Here is an 18,408-nt window from a genome sequence, read left to right as displayed (position 1 = left end):
TGGATTTGGCCAAGTATATACTTAAACGCCTTATCGCTATGGTTATTACACTTTGGTTCATCGTTACATTGACGTTCTTTTTAATGCATTCCATTCCTGGTTCCCCTTTTAATGAGGAGCGTGCTACAAGTGAAGCAGTTCAGGAAAATCTGGAAAAGTTCTATCAGCTGGATCAGCCATTAATTGTTCAATACGGAAATTATCTCAAGTCGGTTGTAACGTTTGATTTTGGTCCTTCGATTAAAAAATCATCACAAACCGTTAACGAGATGTTAGGCAGAGGGTTTCCGATCTCCTTTGAGCTTGGTATTGTCACCCTGATTGTTGCTGTTATATCAGGAATTACCCTTGGTGTGATTGCTGCTCTTCGCCATAACGGCTTTATCGATTATTTGGCGATGACCATTGCCGTGCTTGGGATATCCATCCCAAACTTTGTATTGGCGACGATGCTTATTCAGCAGCTCGCTGTTAATCTCCCAATTTTTCCGGTTGCAACCTGGTCAAGTTCCATGCATATGGTACTTCCCACACTCGCCTTAGCTACAGGACCCATGGCGATCATTGCCCGCTTAACAAGATCCAGCATGCTGGAAGTTTTAACACAGGATTATATCCGAACAGCTAAAGCAAAAGGGTTATCTCCAGTGAAAATCATTTTTAAGCATGCGTTAAGGAATGCCTTGCTTCCAGTAGTGACCATTCTCGGCTCCCTTGCAGCAAGTATTTTAACTGGCACCTTTGTTATTGAAAAGATCTTTGCCATTCCTGGTATGGGCAAGTATTTCGTCGAAAGCATTAACCAGCGTGATTACCCTGTTATTATGGGTACCACTGTCTTTTATAGCTCTATCCTGATCATCATGCTTTTCTTAGTCGATATTGCTTACGGCATTCTTGACCCGCGCATTAAGCTGCATAAGAAGGAGGGGATTTAATGGAATTGCGGAAGCAGCATGATCCTAACATAGCACATGACATTCCCGATGACTGGTTTACACCAATAAATAAGGATGAAGGAGCAGCGGAAGCAGTTGTTCGTCCTAGTCTCTCTTATTGGAAAGATGCGTGGCGCAGATTACTGAAGAATAAGCTGGCCATGGCAGGAAGCTTATTTTTAGCACTGTTGGCGATTATGGCAGTCATTGGACCGATGATTTCTCCGCATGATGTATCACAGGGGATTTTAATGAATCAAAACCTGCCTCCATCATCCGAATACTGGTTTGGAACAGATGAGTTAGGCCGTGATATTTTTGCACGGACATGGTATGGAGCAAGAATTTCCCTGTTCGTTGGGATTGTAGCTGCTTTAATTGATTTCATCATTGGCGTTATTTATGGAGGTGTTTCGGGCTACAAAGGCGGAAGAACAGACCATTTAATGATGCGGTTTATTGAAATTTTATATGGTTTGCCTTATTTGCTTGTTGTCATTCTCATTAGTGTGGTGATGGGTCCAGGCTTGTTCACCATAATTTTCGCTTTATCTGTTACAGGCTGGGTTGGAATGGCGCGAATTGTTAGGGGACAGGTTTTACAGCTGAAGAATCATGAATTTGTCCTTGCTTCAAAAACATTTGGCACAAAAACGCCTAGAATAATCCGGAAAAACCTGCTGCCGAATACAATGGGGCCAATCATTGTTCAAATGACTTTAACTGTTCCCTCAGCGATTTTTGCTGAAGCATTTCTTAGCTTTCTAGGTCTAGGCATACAGCCGCCATTAGCAAGCTGGGGTTCTATGGCGAATGATGGATTGTCCGCTATTTTATCTGGGCATTGGTGGCGGTTATTTTTCCCGGCATTATTTATTTCTTTAACCATGTTTTCATTCAATGTGCTTGGTGATGGACTTCGGGATGCTCTTGATCCAAGGCTGAGGGGGTAGACAGATGGAAAAAACATTAGAGGTAAAGGATCTTCATGTCGCATTCTCAACCTATGGGGGAGAAATAAAAGCAGTCAGAGGAGTTTCTTTTGATTTATATAAGGGAGAGATTCTGGCGATTGTTGGAGAATCAGGGTGCGGAAAGAGTGTTACTTCACAAAGTATTATGCGATTAATTCCAAGTCCTCCAGGAAAAATCACAAATGGGTCGGTTTTGTTTAAGGGCAGAGATTTAACAAAGGTGAAGGAATCTGAAATGAGGGAACTTCGGGGTGCTGATATATCCATGATCTTTCAGGATCCAATGACGGCATTAAACCCAACCATTACGGTAGGAGAGCAAATTATTGAAGCGATTATACAGCACGAAGGAATATCGCGAAAAAAAGCAAAAGATCACACATTAAAAATGTTAAAGCTTGTTGGCATTCCGAATCCGACTGAACGACTTAAGCATTATCCTCATCAGTTCAGCGGAGGGATGAGACAAAGAATTATGATTGCAATGGCGCTTGTTTGTGAGCCGGAAGTGCTGATAGCCGATGAACCGACGACTGCTCTGGATGTGACCATTCAGGCGCAGATATTAGACTTGTTTAAGGATATTCAAGCGAAAACAGGTGTCTCCATTATCTTGATTACTCATGACTTAGGCGTAGTTGCACAAGTTGCGGATCGAGTTGCGGTCATGTATGCCGGCAAAATCGTTGAAGCTGGCACCCGCAGAGAAATTTTTTACAAACCGCAGCATCCGTATACAAAAGGTCTGCTCAAGTCTGTTCCGCGTCTTGATCTGGAGGATGATGAACTGATTCCCATCATGGGTTCTCCACCGGATTTATTTTCACCTCCAGCAGGCTGTCCATTTACAGCCCGCTGTGAACATGCAATGGAGGTGTGCAGCAGAGCATATCCTTTCCAGACAAGGCTGACACAGGAGCATCATGTGGAATGCTGGCTGCAGGATGCAAGAGCAAAAACGCTAATGGCAAGATAGCTTCTTTCACAAAAGTGAGAGTTCTATATAAGGAATAAAAAATGGTGCCAATTAAGGGGGAAAAAGAATGAAAAAGCTGTTGTCTTTATTTTTAATGGGTTTGCTGGTATTTGTGCTCGCTGCGTGTACAGCCAATGAAAATGCAGGTAATGAAACAGAACAGCCTGACGGAGAGGACACTGAAACGGCTGAAAAAGTATTGTATTTAAATAACGGCCAGGAGCCTACTTCGTTTGATCCACCTATTGGTTTTGACTCTGTTTCATGGCAGGCGCTAAATAACTTAATGGAAGGTTTGACACGACTCGGAAAGAACCATGAACCAGAAGCTGCAATTGCTGAAAAATGGGATCTTTCCGATGATGGAAAAACGTATACATTTCATATTCGCGAAAATGCAAAATGGTCAAACGGCGATGATGTTACAGCCGGAGATTTTGTTTTTGCATGGAAAAGACTTTTAAATCCTGAAACAGGTTCTCCTGCCGCATTTCTTGGCTACTTTATCGAAGGCGGAGAGGCATTTAATAATGGAGAAGGCTCAGCAGATGATGTAGCTGTGAAAGCAGTTGATGAGAAAACCTTCGAAGTGACACTAATCAGTCCACAGGAATATTTCCTGAGCGTGATCTCGAATCCGGCATTTTTCCCGGTCAATGAAAAAGTGGCTACCGAAAATCCGGAATGGTTTGCAGAAGCTGAAACATTTGTCGGGAACGGTCCCTTTAACTTAGCGGAGTGGGACCATGACAGTCATTTCTTAATGGAGAAAAACGATCAATATTGGGATGCAGAAAATGTGAAGCTTGATAAAGTACATTGGGCAATGGTTGATGATACGAACACAGAATACCAGATGTTCCAGGCTGGTGACCTTGACACATCAGATGTGCCAGCAGATTTAAGTGAACAGCTTTTTGGTGAAGGAAAGGTTGAGGTTGTGGATCAGGCGGGAGATTATTTCTATCGCTTTAATGTAACGAAGGAACCTTTTCAAAATGAAAACATTCGTAAAGCATTTGCCATGGCAGTTGATCAAAAGCAAATCGTTGATTTCGTGACAAAAGGACAGGAAAAGCCAGCTTATGGATTCGTTTCATATGGATTTACGGATCCTTCCGGCAACGATTTCCGTGAAACTGCAGGAGACCTTGTGAAGACAGATGCAGAGGAAGCGAAAAAGCTTCTTGCACAAGGAATGGAAGAGGAAGGCTATGACACGCTTCCTGAAGTAACACTGACATATAGCACAAGTGATGCGCATAAAAAGATAGCAGAGACCCTTCAGCAGATGTTTAAAGATAATCTTGGAGTAGACGTTCAGCTTGCGAATATGGAATGGAATGTTTTTGCAGAGGAACAATCTGCCTTGAAGTTCCAGCTGTCGCGCAGTTCATTCCTTGCTGATTATGCAGATCCGATTAATTTCCTTGAAAACTTCCAAACAGGACATTCAATGAACCGAACAGGCTGGTCGAACGCCGAATATGATCAGCTTATCCAAGATGCAAAGAATGAAGCAGATGAAGCAGCACGCTACGACATGATGTATGAAGCAGAAACGATTTTAATGGATGAAATGCCAATCATTCCAATACATTTCTATAACCAAGTGTTTATGCAAAATGAGGGTGTGTCTGGAATTGTCCGTCATCCAGTTGGCTATATGGAGTTGAAATGGGCAGATAAGAATTAATGTTAAAGGACGGGTAGGGATGTTCTGCTGAACATCCCTCTGTCTGCTTACTGTATTCAACCCTTCTAAATGGGATTAACACAGCGAATGAAGGATGTGACAGCAATGAAAGAAATCAAACCGCAAAGGCTGGAAAAAGGAGATACGATTGGGATTATTTCACCTGCCAGTCCTCCTGATGTAAAGAATTTAGAGCGATCTTTTTCTTTTCTGGAGCAGCTCGGACTAAAGTATAAGGTCGGAAAGCATGTGTATGCTCAGAACGGTTATTTGGCTGGAGAAGACGAAGATAGGCTGGCAGATTTGCATGAGATGTTTTTTGACCAGGATGTGAAAGCTATTTTCTGTGCGGGCGGCGGTTATGGTACTGCCAGAATTGCTGCTCAAATAGATTATGAGCTTATTAGAAAAAATCCGAAGATCTTTTGGGGCTATAGTGATATTACGTTCCTGCATACGGCGATTAGACAGAAGACAGGATTGATTACATTCCATGGACCGATGCTTGCATCGGACTTGGGAAAAGAGTCTGCAAACGAATTGTCAAAGCAATATGTCAGTCAGCTGTTTGAACCGCAGGAATTGCGTTATCCAGAGTATCTCTCCAAACTGGTAACCATTGTCTCAGGGACCGCGGAGGGTGAATTAATCGGCGGCAATCTTTGTTTATTAACAAGCACACTAGGGACTGCTTTTGAAGTTGATACAAAAGGAAGGCTGCTGCTGATAGAAGATATTCATGAGGAACCGCGCAATGTCGACCGCATGCTAAACCAGCTGGAAATGGCCGGAAAGCTGGATGATGCCGCTGGATTTATAATAGGAGATTTTAACGACTGTGAACCCAAAAGGGAAGCATCGCTAACACTTGACGAAGTAATTGACTACTATATACAAAAAACGAATAAACCGGCAGTGAAGGGTTTTAAAATTGGCCACTGTTCCCCTCACTTCTCTGTTCCGCTTGGAGTGAAGGCAGTTTTACATGCTGATCAAAAGGAATTCATCATTGAAAACGGTGTGATATAAGGGTGGGAGAAAATGAGGATTGCAAAATTAGAGACATACCGGCTAGCCGTTCCGCTTATTAAGCCGTTTAAAACCGCTTTGAGAACTGTAGAAACAGCATATGCAGTTGTGGTGAAAATTTCCTGTGATAACGGAGTTGTTGGCTGGGGTGAAGCTCCTCCAACCGTCGTTATTACTGGGGAAGGAATGGACAGTATTGAAGCTGCCATTCATCAAGTATTAAAACCGTTTCTAATTCAGCAAGATTTAAACCACTATGAAACGATCTTTCAAGGAATTCATACATTGCTTGTTGGAAATACGAGCGCGAAGGCTGCTATTGATATGGCATTATACGATTGTATCGCTCAGCAATGCAAATTGCCTCTCTATCAATATCTCGGCGGACATAAAAACGAGATTGAAACCAATTATACAGTAAGTGTAAACGACCCAAAAGAGATGGGTGAGGATGCCGTTTCATATGTACGGCAAGGATTTCATGTTTTAAAGGTAAAGGTAGGCAAAGACTTAATCGAAACCGATATTGAAAGAATTCAGGAGATACGCAGGAGAATCGGCAATCATATTAAAATTAGGCTTGATGCCAACCAAGGCTGGAAGGCGAAAGAAGCGGTAAGGGCTATTCAAAAAATGGAAGACTTGGATTTAAACATTGAACTGGTAGAGCAGCCTGTAAAAGCATGGGATATTGAAGGGCTAAAGCAGGTCACAGATCATGTTGAAACACCAATCATGGCAGATGAGAGTGTTTTCACACCCAAGCAGGCCTTTGAAGTGATCAAAACAAGAAGTGCAGATTTAATCAATATAAAATTAATGAAGTCAGGCGGCATTTATCAAGCGCAAATGATTAACCAGCTTGCCGAGATTAATGGGATGGAATGTATGGTTGGCAGCATGATTGAAACACGCATTGGCATTTCAGCTGCAGCCCATTTTGCGGCAAGTAAAAAAAATATTACCCGGTTTGACTTTGACGCGCCGCTTATGCTGGCACAAGATGTTGTAGAGGGCGGCATTGTTTATAATGGGAGGAAAATTACGCTTCCAGATTCATTTGGTCTTGGTATAAGCAATGTACAGAATGAGGGAGGTGCGGCAAATGTCAAACAAAGCAAAATGGCGAATTAATGTACCAGTTGCAACCGTTTGGACAAATCCTCAATCACCGCGGGATCTCGATCAAAAAGCAATTGGCTCGCCAGCAGACATAACAGGCTGGCTCAATGGGTTTTCATATGAAAACAGTCTGGAACTTTGCAGCAGCAATCTTGTTCAATCGCAGGTTTTGTATGGCGGGGAAGTGCTAATCGACAGGATTGAAGGGGATTGGGCTTTGGTAATCGTTCCTGATCAGCCTTCTTCTAAAGATGAAAGAGGGTATCCAGGGTGGATACCATTGGCACAAATCACGAAGGAAATCACAGAGTTAGAATCTGATTCTGTTGCTGTGATTACGAATAAGCAGGCAGGTCTTTTTTCAGAGGAAAATGACTTGCTTATGGAGCTAAGCTATATGACGATACTGCCTGTCATTAGTGAGGAAAAGGAAGTAATTAAAGTCAGTACCCCAGGCAGCAGTGCTTACTTGCAAAAGAAAGATGTCAGCATTTTCGAGTCTGTTCACCAGCGGTGTTTTGGTAATGGAGCGATGATCGTTCAAGCTGGAGAGAAATTTATCGGTCTGCCCTATTTATGGGGAGGAATGAGCAGCTATGGGTATGACTGCTCTGGCTTTGCTTATGCAGCATGCCGGGCGAATGGCTATGATATCCCCCGCGATGCATCTGACCAGGCGCAGGCAGGATTAAATGTGGATCTAGATCAAATCCAGCCGGGGGATTTACTATTTTTTGCTTATGAAGAAGGCAAGGGAAAGATCCACCATGTTGGTATTTATTATGGAGAAGGCAAATTGCTTCATTCACCGAAAACAGGAAAAACAATCGAAGTAATTGAGCTGCAGAACACCATATATGAAAAAGAGCTTTGTGCAGCACGGCGCTACTGGCTAGAGACGGAGGAATCATAATGGCAAATGACACTCTCTTGGAAGTGAAAAATTTAAAGAAGTACTTTCAGATGGATAAAGGTGTGATGCTAAAGGCAGTTGATGATGTTTCTTTTGCGATAAAAAGAGGAGAAACATTTGGAATTGTCGGTGAATCTGGCTGTGGAAAATCAACGGCAGGGCGAACGATCATTGGGTTATACGATCAAACAGATGGTGAAGTGTTGTATGATGGAAAAAATGTACATGAAATGAATGAAAAGGAACGCTTTTCTTTTCACCGCAAAATGCAGATGATTTTTCAGGATCCATATGCATCCTTAAATCCGCGGTCTACCGTTCAAGAAATTATTTCTGAACCAATGGAAGTGCAAGGCTTATATAAAGATAAAAAGGAAAGACAAGAGCGTGTATACCAGTTGTTAGAAGATGTTGGACTGAACCGGGATCACGCTAACCGCTACCCGCATGAGTTTAGCGGCGGACAGCGTCAGAGAATTGGAATTGCACGGGCATTATCCTTAGACCCTGAATTTATTATTGCTGATGAACCGATCTCGGCACTCGATGTTTCTGTACAGGCACAGGTAGTTAACTTATTAAAGGGGCTGCAGAAGAAAAAGGGTCTCACATACTTATTTATTGCACATGATCTATCAATGGTAAAGCATATCAGCGATCGAATCGGTGTCATGTATTTAGGTCATCTAATTGAGTTAACACAAAGTAAAAAGCTGTATCATAATCCGCTCCATCCTTATACCCAAGCCTTATTATCAGCTATTCCGATTCCTGATCCTGATGTTGAGGACAAAAGGGAAAGGATGATTTTGGAGGGTGAACTGCCTAGCCCTATGAATCCGCCTTCCGGCTGTGTGTTTCGAACACGCTGTCCGCATGCAATGGAGGTGTGTACGGCAGAAAAACCGGAATGGCAGGAAATTGAAGATCAGCATTATGTGGCCTGTCATTTATATGATCCTAGTAAAACAGGTGATCATGATTGGTCCCAGGTAGCGGCATCGCGATGAATTGGGATCAATTTAATAGAGACGTTCAAAGGCTTACTTCTGCCGCGCATGGCAGGGTGAGCCTTTTTATAGAGTCAGATAAAGGTGTAATAGAAATAGATCATCATGCGTTATATCGAGCAGCAAGTACGATAAAAATCCCTATTTTAATAGAGGCTCTGCGGCAGGCTGAGTCTGGAAGGCTTGATCTCAAGCAACCTATATCCATTTCTTCTGCTCATATAACTGGCGGTGCAGGAATATTGCAATCACTATCTCTTCCAGCTGAGATGAAGCTGGTTGATTTATTGTCTTTGATGATCGTTGTGTCCGATAACTCAGCCACAAACATTCTCATTGATCTGCTCGGGCAGAACCAAATTGTACAATGTTTAAAAGTCATGAACTTACAAGAAACAAAATTGCAGAGAAAAATGATGGATATTGAAGCAGGAAGGAGAGGCTTCGAAAACACCACATCCGCTTATGACCTGGGAATCTGTTTGAAATTTTTAATAGAAGACGGACTATTAAAGGAAGAAAGCCGAGCATTGGCTTTGGAAATGATGGGGAGGCAGCAATTCCGTAAGCTGGCTTATTCAGTAAACGGCAGCAAGATAACAGTTTACGGAAAAACTGGAGAGCTGCCCGGTGTCAGCCACGATTGTGTAATAGTGAAAAAGGATCATCATTTGCTTTATGCCGTGGTATTAATGGATGGTTTCACCCAAGCAGAAGAAGCCCTTATTTATTTCAGCCGCTTAGGACGGCTGATTGAGCAATATATGTCTAATAGTTGAAATTCATCAAGGAGATTAGGACCCTTGCCGAAGTAGCTTGAGCGTGAGAAAAGACCAAATCATATTGATTTGGTCTTTTATTCTTAGCATTAACGCAGTCATCAAGATTGCGCTGCTATTGATCACTTTTATGATGAAATGGACATTTTCCTGTAATCGGTTCAATGTCATCTCCTATAAAATACTGTTTCCATTCTCTATGATTTGGATCCCCATAATGGCTGATGTCTGGATGCTTCGGAAGTCCATCCCATTTTTCCACACGTTCTCTTACTTTTTCCCGTGACATTATTCCGCCCTTAGATGTTCCTTCAAGCCCTTCAAAGATTCTGCGAGGCTGAAAACCGAGGACAAGACTGTTGCCAAGATCACGTGTCTTTCTTTGCTTATAGGCTGGTGCATTGCCAAATGCAAAGAACGGCTCGCCAGCAAAAGAAAATGCCCATAAGTGGTGGTCAGGATCTGTCGGGTAATCCGCTGGCCAAGGCTTTTGATCTTGATCATGCAAGTATTGAAGAATATTCCAGAAGTATTGACGATAGTGTTCGATGCTCTTTTCTTCCAATTCAGGCTCCACAAATACGAATAAGCCATGGCGTGTTAGTTTTGGGGCATCAAATAGTTTAATAAATTCCTCAATCGCTTTAGGCAACGAAGACCAGTCGTCCTGAGAAATATAAGCATAGCGAAGTTCGCCTTTTTTTTCAGCGCTCATCCCGAAATAACAAGGGAATGTTCGGTCCGTTACTGTATCTCTGAACGTTTCATATTCCCGAATAACCCATTCAGGGACCATTTGTTCATCTGTCATATCTTCTTTTGTCAGTAAAAACTTTTGCGCTGTTTTCATTGTGCACCTCCGAAATAAATACATATATATTTTTATTAGCAAGTTCAATTCACACTCTTTTTTTATACCCTCCGCTGCTATAAAACTAACGTGAAAAACTCGATAATATATGCTGCAGGAATCGGAGTTTTCAAGTCTGACAGAATAAAAATTTATATGTATGCAAATTGAAACATATGGTAAAATAATTTGAATGAAAATTAAAAGGGATATGATGTCAGTTGAATTTGCCATCTTTTAAAAGTGCTTATGATTCTTTGTCAATGCTTTCTGTATCTCAAGATTTATTAACAAACTTAAATAATATTGCCTATAAAAGACTTAAGGCGATTTCATGGCTTGTTGTCATTACATATGCTGCACTCCTATATTTTGGATTTGTGATGATGGGAGATGTGGACGACCAAACTTATCTATTTGTTTTGCGAACCTTTCATTTCTTAGTATTTGTCCTATCCGCTTTGTTTCTCCTATTTCATTATTACCGAAAAAAAAGAGCCATTATTTTATCACCAAAAACGTTAAATAACATTGTACATATCTATGCTGCCTTCTATGCTGCGGTCGGATCCGTTTCTTCTATTAATAGTCAGAGGCTGACTGGGAATATAGATTCATATGTTATTATCATCCATACAATAGGTGCTTTTCTTCCGCTGAAATTTGGAAATATATCCATGATCTTAATGGTCAATCATCTCTTGTTTTTAGCAGGATTGTTTCTTTATGCAGAAAATCAGTATGAGTTTCTCACAAAAGCTTTTAACTCTACTGCGGCTTTAATTTATGCCTTATTACTTGCAGGAGGAATTTTTATATATATTAAAAGAGATTATGCACAAGTAGGGAAGCTGAAAGAAAATGAGCAAAACTTCAGGAAGATGTTTGAGGTTAATCCCTATCCGCTCGTATTGACGAGTTTTGAGGGGAAACCGATCTTAACCAATAAAAAGGCTTCACTTTATTTTCAAAGCTTAGTTGAAGATATTCATCTTCTTGGTACCCTCAGTATCTACAATGATCCTTCGGAAAGAGAGCATCTTATAAGAGAGGTAAAGGAGCGGGGAAGTGTTCAACGCACGCTTGAATTGAAGGGATCAGATGGAAGAACTGTGTGGGCACTTATTTTTTGTGAGAAAGTGACTTATGGAGATCAAGAGTGTATATTAACGGGAATTACTGATATAACTCATATGAAAAAGCTGGAGAATGAATTGATGCAAAATGCTTCTATTGATTCTTTAACAGGACTGATGAACCGCAAATACGGACTAAATCACCTTCAGCTGGAAATTGATCGGGCTGATGATTCAAATAGCACTATGGTAATAGGCTTCATTGATATCAACAAGCTTAAAATGGTAAATGACCACTATGGTCATTTAGAAGGAGACGATTTAATCAAGTCTATTTGCCAAAGCATCCAGGAAGTTATTCATGAGGAGGATTTGCTTTTCAGATATGGCGGAGATGAATTTGTACTAGTGTTTTCAAACAAAGATCTGTTTGAGGCAGAACGCATATGGAAGCAGGCTGAACAGAAATTTGCAGAATTGGACCAGCGTGATCATCGGCCGTATAAGGTATCAGCCAGTATTGGCTATTATCAGTATGAGCCCAATTCTAAACTGACCATTGAAGAGATGCTGAAGTATGCAGATGATGCTATGTATAAAAATAAGTCCGTGATTTATGAAAGCTTGAAATAAGAAAAAGGCAGTATGGGAAGGGTGGATCCCATGCTGCCTTTTTTGTAGTGTGTCAAGTCAAAAGCCGAGCAGTTATATGCTTGTTGTGTGGACCAATTTTATTAAAAACTATGAGGAAAGCTGTAATCACGCCACGGAACACCAAAAAACTGGATAATAGAGTCGCGATTAATTTATAATCGTCCATAATACACCACAAACTGCATAGTGCAGTCCCATTCTCTATAGTAATCAGCCTGTCAATACATCTTCCTGTGGATAGCGGATCTTCTGCTGGTCCGGTTTTGCCAGGGTATATGCCAGTGTTAGCGGGCCGATATTTCCTAAAAACATAATAAACATAATAATAAGTTTTCCGATTACCGATAACTCAGGTGTAACCCCCATTGAAAGACCGACAGTGCCAAATGCTGAAATCACTTCAAAGGCAAGCGGCAGAAAATCTCTCTCTTCAAAAATGGTCAGTAAAAATATCGCCATACAAATAAATAGGAGACTGGTAACAGCAATCGCCAGTGCTTTCATGATGGTCGTTTCTTGTAATCTTCTTCTAAAAATGACCGTATCCTTTTTGCCGCGAATAAAAGTGATGGCAGCTAATAGCAGGATTAGGAAGGTGGTTAATTTAATGCCGCCGCCTGTAGAGGTGCTTCCTGCACCGATGAACATCAACAGCATCATAAAGAAGGCAGTAGGATCCTCAATACTGGAAATATCAACGGTGTTAAAGCCTGCTGTTCTTGGAGTGACAGCCTGAAAATAAGATGCAGCTGCTTTTTCCCATAATGAGAGAGGACCGAGTGTGCCTTCATTATTAAATTCCAAGAAAAAAATGACGAACATGGCAAACAAATTTATTACAAAAGTGCCCGTAATCATCATTTTGGAATGAAGCGTTAATTGCCTGAATCGCTTGGCATAAACAAGGTCTCCAATGACCGTAAAGCCAAGACCTCCAAAGATAAATAACATTGTAATAACAATATTCATGACCGGGTCACCAACAAATCCGGTTAAACCATCAGACCATAAGGCCAATCCTGCATTATTAAAGGCGGAAATCGAATGAAACAGGCTATAATAAAGCCCTTTGCCAAACCCATATTCCGGAACAAGGCGAATGCTGAGTAAAAGCGCAGCTGCAGCCTCGATAACGAAAGAGTAAATCAGAACACTGCGGGCTAGCCTGATCACACCTCCGAGTGAATTTTGATTCAACGCTTGCTGTATTAACAGTCTTTCTTTAAATTTGATTTTTTTGCCGATGAGGACATAAATTAAAACCGCATAGCACATAACCCCAATTCCGCCAATCTGCATGAGGAACATCAGTACAATTTCCCCGAAGAGAGTAAAGGTTGAGCCGGGATCAACGGATGCCAGACCAGTCACTGTAATGGCAGAGGTCGATATAAAGGCAGCATCCATCCATGATACGCCCTCCTCCGTTGCAATAGGCAGCTTCAAGAGGACCGTGCCCATCACTGCAAATAGAGCAAAAACAGAAACAATCAACTGGGCAGGATTGAATGTCCAGTATTTAATATTCATTGCTTAACCCTTCTATCTCCCCATTTTAAAGCGTGTATTGAGGTTTATTTGATATTAAAAATACGCCCGTCACTAAATATTGTCAATATGAATTTTGCAGGAACATGACAACAAAAAAAGACACAAACCGAATAACGGTTTATGTCTTAATCTGTTTAGTATAAATTATGCTTGTAACTCAGATCTAAGGAAGTTTGAATCTTTTCGCTATCAAGATCTTCCATATTGATATGTGCAGCAAGCATTTTAGCAGGCTGCGGCAGCTGTTCCTTTGTGCTCCAAGAGGATGGCTCCCATAATTGAGAGCGCTTAAAAGCTTTAGCACAATGAATATAGCATTCTTCTACTTCAACAACAATTCCGAGCTGAGGAGATTTACCATTAACAGCCATCTTTTCAAGTATTTCAGCATCTTGAATAATGGTTGCACGTCCATTAATGCGAAGTGTTTCTCCTAATCCAGGAATGACAAAAATGAGTCCAATATTTGGGTTTGAGAGGATATTGATAAGCGAGTCCATTTTTCGGTTCCCGGGTCTTTCTGGAATAACTAAATGTTTCTCATCAAGCACATACACAAAGCCTGGCGCATCCCCGCGAGGTGAGCAGTCACAGCGTCCAGTAGAATCAGATGTAGAGATAAACACAAATGGTGATTGATCCATAAAATTTCTGCAATGATCATCTAAAAAGGAGATCGTTTTATTTAACACGGTTATTCCTGGTGTTCCTGCAATACTATGAAGCTCTTCAATTGACTTTACAACCTGATTAAACTTGATGGTATTCTCCCCCTAACATGTTCTTACTTAAATAGTAACATGCTTAAGACGGAAATTGGGCAAAAAAGAAGTCAGTGATAATCATCACTGACTTCTTTAGCAATCTCTATTATTCTCCTAAGTAAGCGTTAAACATCCAGATATGTGTATCTAGTGTAGCCATTAAGCCTACTGCGAAGTCGTTTGTTAAATCATCGTTTTGATCTGCTGCAAGTGCAGCTAAGTCTTCCAGTTCTTTCTTTAACTGAGTATAATCTGCTGCTAAGTTTGCAACCATCTCGCTTGCTGTAGCTGGAGCTGTGTCCTCCGTTAATGTGGAAGTGTTTAGATATTCCTGCATAGTCGAAACTGGTTTACCTCCGATTGCAAGTAAACGCTCAGCAGCTTCATCCACAACGTTAGCAGCTTCATTATATAATTCTTCAAATTTAGCATGCAGTGCAAAGAAGTTAGGGCCTTTTACATACCAGTGATAGCGATGCAATTTTGTGTATAGAACACTCCAGTTAGAGATTTGTACGTTAAGTGCTGAATATAATTTTTCCATTATAAAAGCCTCCTCATTGATCTTATAAATTGATTATAACAAGTATAAAAATAAAATCAATATTAAATTATAATTATTTTAAATTAATATTGATAATAAATAAAAAAAGCGCTGACATCTTGATAATGTCAGCGCTTTGTTATGTTAATAGGTTTCGTTCTATTTTTTATCACCAGGTAAAGCAAATAAGCAGTAACAACGGCGCCTCCGCCAATCAGTGTAATCTGTGTAAAGTGTTCCTGAATATAAGGTCCCGCCTTGGCACCAAGGTAGAGGATGATCGCTGCCTCTAAAAAGAATCGTGCACCTCTGCCAATAATAGACCAAATAATCAATACGTTTAATTTAACATTTGAAATCCCAGCAAAAATGGTGAAAATTTTAAAAGGGAATGGTGTAAATGCAGAGATTAATATTGCCATGGCTCCGTATTTAGCAAAATATTCTTCTACTTTGTTAATCTTGCTTTCCGAAATAATGAATTTCAAAACTGGCCTTCCAAGTCTTTTACCTATTACCCAGCCAAATGCAGCGCCAAGCACGGATGCTGCAGTGGTTAACAATGCATAAGCAAAAACTTTGTCCGGATTGGCGATCCCAAGAGGAATTAAGAGAACGTCAGGTGGAATCGGAAAAAAAGAAGAATCTGCAAAGGAGATAAACAATAAACTAAAGACACCATACTCCATTAACCAAACTTCAATACTATGTATAAACGCAGGCATATTCCAATGCTCCTTTCATGATCATCATATGCTTGTTCAAACGAGGTTAGACATGTCTTTTTGGCAGGTGTACAATGTTGGGAGTATATGTTTCTAAGCAGAGGGTGATATCGTGGAATACTTTTTCTTTTTTTTATTAGGTGTTTTAGTAAGTGTCATGTCGGGCTTTTTTGGGATCGGCGGGGGGTTTATTTTAACACCGTTTTTAATGCTGATTGGTTATGAACCAGTTGAAGCGATAACGACGAGCTTGTTATTTACGATAGGAAGCTCTCTTTCGGGGATCGTTGCCCATTTAAGGATGAAAAATATCTATTGGAAGGAAGGTTTGCTGCTGGGAATTAGTGGCATGCTGGCAACACAGATTGCTAAGCCATTCGTTCTGTTTCTTGAGGAACGCGGCTATGATGAATGGGTCATCCCAATGCTGTATATTGTCATGCTTTCCTATTTCTCCGTACAAATGCTGAAAAAAGAGAAAGCAGTTCAAAAGGGGATGCAGAAACGTTCACCTGGAATTGGAAAAGTATTAATCATTGGTTTTGGAGCAGGCTTAGTTTCTACAACCCTCGGTGTAGGGGGAGGCTTTATCATTGTTCCATTAAGTGTTGCCTTCCTTGGATTTCCGTCTAAAAAAGCGGTGGGCACCAGTTTATTTGCCGTGTTATTCATTGTTTCATCCGGTTTTATCTCGTATTCCTTTGATGTTCAGATAGACTTGCTCGTAGGTTTAATCTTAGTAGCAGGCGGTCTAATCGGCTCACAATTTGGAGCCCGTTTAACCAATTTCTTTGCAAACGGGGAAATTACGCGCCTATTAGGAGTATTGTATATATCTACTGTTATTAGTGTCATCATGAAGCTAGTAAACTTCAATACAGCAGGTTTGGCGATTACCGCACTTTTCGTGCTGAGCTTTTTTGTGATTGCCTTTGTGAGAATGCGCAGCAAGAAAAAAACTGCAGAAGAGCAGTAATTGCATTTTATGTGAAGCTTCCATCCAAAAGATGCTCATGCCGTTGGAAGAGTAAGGGTAACGGCTTTGACAAGGGCAAGTCTGGATGGAGGCAGAACGAAATATTTTCTTGTAATCAAGCATAAGGGAAGCCTTCTTAAAGTAATTCTTCTTTTAACATAGACTGTGTTTGAAAACTTAATTTTTATTACTTAAATGTACTCAGAGTACTCACTTTCCGGCGGGCGGGTGCTGAGCATGACTATCATTTCGCATAGTAACAGATTTTCCTAGAAATCCACAATGACAAATCTCAGAAATAAGCGGAAGAATTCCGCTTATTTCGTAAAATCACTTAAAATGTGCTTAAATAGACGGAGAAATTCCGTCTAAATAACCAAAAAACGTGCAAATGGGCGATTTTATTTCAAAATAGCCGGAAAATCTCCCCTTATTTCGCCCGAAAATAGCTCAAATCTGGAAATAAGGGTAAAATCTCCGCTTATTTTTCAGTGACTCCTTCATCTGAAGGGCGAGGAGAAAATGTCCGATCGGTACATAGCTTTTCTCTTTGTAGTGATAGCCTTGCCGAGAAAAAAGCCGAAAATTAAAAACCGTAAAATTTAGTCAACATAATTTTTCCCAGATGAGAACATGTAATTCTTCTGATGAAATCTCATCCCAAAGACAAGTCCCATTGCCATCATATTCCCCATAATCGAACTTCCGCCGTAACTGATAAAAGGAAGTGGAATCCCCGTAATCGGCAGCACTTGGATGGTCATGCCGATATTTTGGAAGACATGAAAGGTGATCATGCCAATAATGCCGACACAAATATACGTATTAAAAGGATCGGCAGTTTCTAGGGCTGTCTTCGTTAAATGATAGATCAGCAAGAAGAACAATCCAATGACGATACTGGCGCCGACAAAACCATATTCTTCTCCGATGACACTAAAAATAAAATCGGTATGAACATCGGGGATATACACTTGCCGATCATAAAAGCCTTTTCCAGATAGAAGACCAGAGCCAATTGCATGCAAGGAATTATATAATTGCAAGCCATCTCCCTGACGGTGGCCAACAGGGTCTAACCAAGCATAAATACGGTACATCTGATACGTATCAACGTATTTCTCAAGATACTGTGGCGCCCGAATCACAAGATATAGAATACCGGCAACAGCTGCGCTTCCAAGAGTGATAATTGGAAGAATCAGCTTCCACGTGATTCCGGAAACAAGAATAATTCCAGTCATGATCGCCAAAATTACAAGCGCTGTCCCTAAATCCTCGACCACAATTAATGCAAATGGAATAAAGGTCAAACCGCCGATTTTTAAAAGGAGCAACAAATCCGTTTGAAACGTTTTGGCCACATACTTTTTATGATGACCCACGGTTATTTTAGCCAGAGCAATAATTAAAAAGATTTTAAAGAATTCAGAAGGCTGGACAGAACCTAAGAATTTTATTTGGTACCAGAGTGTTGCTCCTTTTCTCTCCTCAGCAAGCCATTCTGGAGCAACGAACAAACCAGCCTGCAGAATGAACCCAAGTCCAAACAAATACCAGGCAAGCTTCTTTACCTGTTCTGTATCAAAGTACATCACAATGGCTAAGATGACGGTCCCGGCAACATAATTTTTAATTTGGGCGAGAGCGAAATTGACATTATATTGAGAAGTTGATTGCCCGCTGTATATAGCAACACAACTAATGATAAAAAATAAAAACAGCAGCAAGCTTAAATTCCAATCAAAACGTTCTGTCATTCTGTTTTGCCGATTCATTTATAACACCCAGTTTCTTTATCATCTCTACATCTCTATGATTATTTCGATGG

Annotated in this window: 17 protein-coding genes; 11 read left to right on the top strand and 6 right to left on the bottom strand. The window is 40.8% G+C overall.

The features are described from left to right. The first annotated feature begins 5 nt into the window (after nucleotides 1–5). The 9 genes from B7E07_RS21510 to B7E07_RS21470 all read left to right on the top strand — a co-directional run bounded on the left by B7E07_RS21510 (nucleotide 6) and on the right by B7E07_RS21470 (nucleotide 9,437). The gene (locus B7E07_RS21510) at nucleotides 6–938 is read left to right on the top strand and encodes an ABC transporter permease (protein WP_139785684.1); all 933 of its coding nucleotides are present in this window, start codon (nucleotides 6–8) and stop codon (nucleotides 936–938) included. Beyond that, nucleotides 938–1,891, top strand: a complete 954-nt coding sequence (locus B7E07_RS21505) for an ABC transporter permease (RefSeq protein ID WP_080848825.1) — start codon at nucleotides 938–940, stop codon at nucleotides 1,889–1,891. The genes B7E07_RS21510 and B7E07_RS21505 overlap by 1 nt, the downstream gene beginning before the upstream one ends. A gap of 4 nt (nucleotides 1,892–1,895) precedes the next feature. Further along, nucleotides 1,896–2,888 (top strand): ABC transporter ATP-binding protein, encoded by a 993-nt coding sequence (locus B7E07_RS21500; protein WP_080848824.1) that lies wholly within the window; start codon nucleotides 1,896–1,898, stop codon nucleotides 2,886–2,888. A gap of 67 nt (nucleotides 2,889–2,955) precedes the next feature. Further along, nucleotides 2,956–4,584: a peptide ABC transporter substrate-binding protein gene (locus B7E07_RS21495; RefSeq protein ID WP_080848823.1), complete on the top strand. Its 1,629-nt coding sequence runs from the start codon at nucleotides 2,956–2,958 to the stop codon at nucleotides 4,582–4,584. An 87-nt stretch (nucleotides 4,585–4,671) separates the two neighbouring features. Then, complete coding sequence (locus tag B7E07_RS21490; RefSeq protein ID WP_080848822.1) at nucleotides 4,672–5,613, top strand: S66 peptidase family protein; 942 nt, start codon at nucleotides 4,672–4,674, stop codon at nucleotides 5,611–5,613. Between the two features lie 12 nt (nucleotides 5,614–5,625). After that, on the top strand, nucleotides 5,626–6,747 hold the full coding sequence (locus tag B7E07_RS21485) for a dipeptide epimerase (protein ID WP_080848821.1): 1,122 nt from the start codon (nucleotides 5,626–5,628) through the stop codon (nucleotides 6,745–6,747). After that, nucleotides 6,719–7,648 (top strand): C40 family peptidase, encoded by a 930-nt coding sequence (locus tag B7E07_RS21480; protein WP_080848820.1) that lies wholly within the window; start codon nucleotides 6,719–6,721, stop codon nucleotides 7,646–7,648. The genes B7E07_RS21485 and B7E07_RS21480 overlap by 29 nt, the downstream gene beginning before the upstream one ends. Beyond that, a complete protein-coding gene (locus B7E07_RS21475; protein ID WP_080848819.1) occupies nucleotides 7,648–8,658 on the top strand; it encodes an ABC transporter ATP-binding protein in 1,011 nt (336 codons plus the stop codon). Before B7E07_RS21480 ends, B7E07_RS21475 begins: the two co-directional genes overlap by 1 nt. Then, on the top strand, nucleotides 8,655–9,437 hold the full coding sequence (locus tag B7E07_RS21470; protein ID WP_080848818.1) for a serine hydrolase: 783 nt from the start codon (nucleotides 8,655–8,657) through the stop codon (nucleotides 9,435–9,437). Before B7E07_RS21475 ends, B7E07_RS21470 begins: the two co-directional genes overlap by 4 nt. A 115-nt stretch (nucleotides 9,438–9,552) precedes the next feature. Here B7E07_RS21470 and B7E07_RS21465 read toward each other — a convergent pair whose 3' ends face one another. Continuing rightward, on the bottom strand, nucleotides 9,553–10,287 hold the full coding sequence (locus B7E07_RS21465; protein WP_080848817.1) for a YqcI/YcgG family protein: 735 nt from the start codon (nucleotides 10,285–10,287) through the stop codon (nucleotides 9,553–9,555). A gap of 263 nt (nucleotides 10,288–10,550) precedes the next feature. Between B7E07_RS21465 and B7E07_RS21460 the strand changes: the two genes are divergently transcribed. Further along, complete coding sequence (locus B7E07_RS21460; protein WP_218970448.1) at nucleotides 10,551–11,996, top strand: diguanylate cyclase domain-containing protein; 1,446 nt, start codon at nucleotides 10,551–10,553, stop codon at nucleotides 11,994–11,996. Between the two features lie 231 nt (nucleotides 11,997–12,227). On the opposite strand, the gene B7E07_RS21455 is transcribed toward B7E07_RS21460, so the two are convergent. The 4 genes from B7E07_RS21455 to B7E07_RS21440 all read right to left on the bottom strand — a co-directional run bounded on the left by B7E07_RS21455 (nucleotide 12,228) and on the right by B7E07_RS21440 (nucleotide 15,601). Then, the gene (locus tag B7E07_RS21455; protein ID WP_080848815.1) at nucleotides 12,228–13,547 is read right to left on the bottom strand and encodes a TrkH family potassium uptake protein; all 1,320 of its coding nucleotides are present in this window, start codon (nucleotides 13,545–13,547) and stop codon (nucleotides 12,228–12,230) included. Between the two features lie 155 nt (nucleotides 13,548–13,702). After that, on the bottom strand, nucleotides 13,703–14,329 hold the full coding sequence (locus tag B7E07_RS21450; RefSeq protein ID WP_080848814.1) for a pyridoxamine 5'-phosphate oxidase family protein: 627 nt from the start codon (nucleotides 14,327–14,329) through the stop codon (nucleotides 13,703–13,705). Nucleotides 14,330–14,438: 109 nt separating this feature from the next. Next, nucleotides 14,439–14,876, bottom strand: coding sequence for a Dps family protein (locus tag B7E07_RS21445; RefSeq protein ID WP_066450760.1), 438 nt, complete (start codon nucleotides 14,874–14,876; stop codon nucleotides 14,439–14,441). A 128-nt stretch (nucleotides 14,877–15,004) separates the two neighbouring features. Continuing rightward, nucleotides 15,005–15,601, bottom strand: coding sequence for a YqaA family protein (locus B7E07_RS21440; RefSeq protein WP_080848813.1), 597 nt, complete (start codon nucleotides 15,599–15,601; stop codon nucleotides 15,005–15,007). A gap of 112 nt (nucleotides 15,602–15,713) precedes the next feature. Here B7E07_RS21440 and B7E07_RS21435 point away from each other — a divergent pair, with 112 nt between their 5' ends. After that, a complete protein-coding gene (locus B7E07_RS21435) occupies nucleotides 15,714–16,577 on the top strand; it encodes a sulfite exporter TauE/SafE family protein (RefSeq protein ID WP_080848812.1) in 864 nt (287 codons plus the stop codon). A gap of 602 nt (nucleotides 16,578–17,179) precedes the next feature. On the opposite strand, the gene B7E07_RS21430 is transcribed toward B7E07_RS21435, so the two are convergent. Further along, nucleotides 17,180–18,355 (bottom strand): FtsW/RodA/SpoVE family cell cycle protein, encoded by a 1,176-nt coding sequence (locus tag B7E07_RS21430; RefSeq protein ID WP_080848811.1) that lies wholly within the window; start codon nucleotides 18,353–18,355, stop codon nucleotides 17,180–17,182. Nucleotides 18,356–18,408 lie beyond the last annotated feature (53 nt).

The sequence above is a fragment of the Cytobacillus gottheilii genome, assembly GCF_900166665.1.
Classification (GTDB): domain Bacteria; phylum Bacillota; class Bacilli; order Bacillales; family Cytobacillaceae; genus Cytobacillus; species Cytobacillus gottheilii_A.
This window is presented reverse-complemented; position numbering and strand designations above follow the sequence as displayed.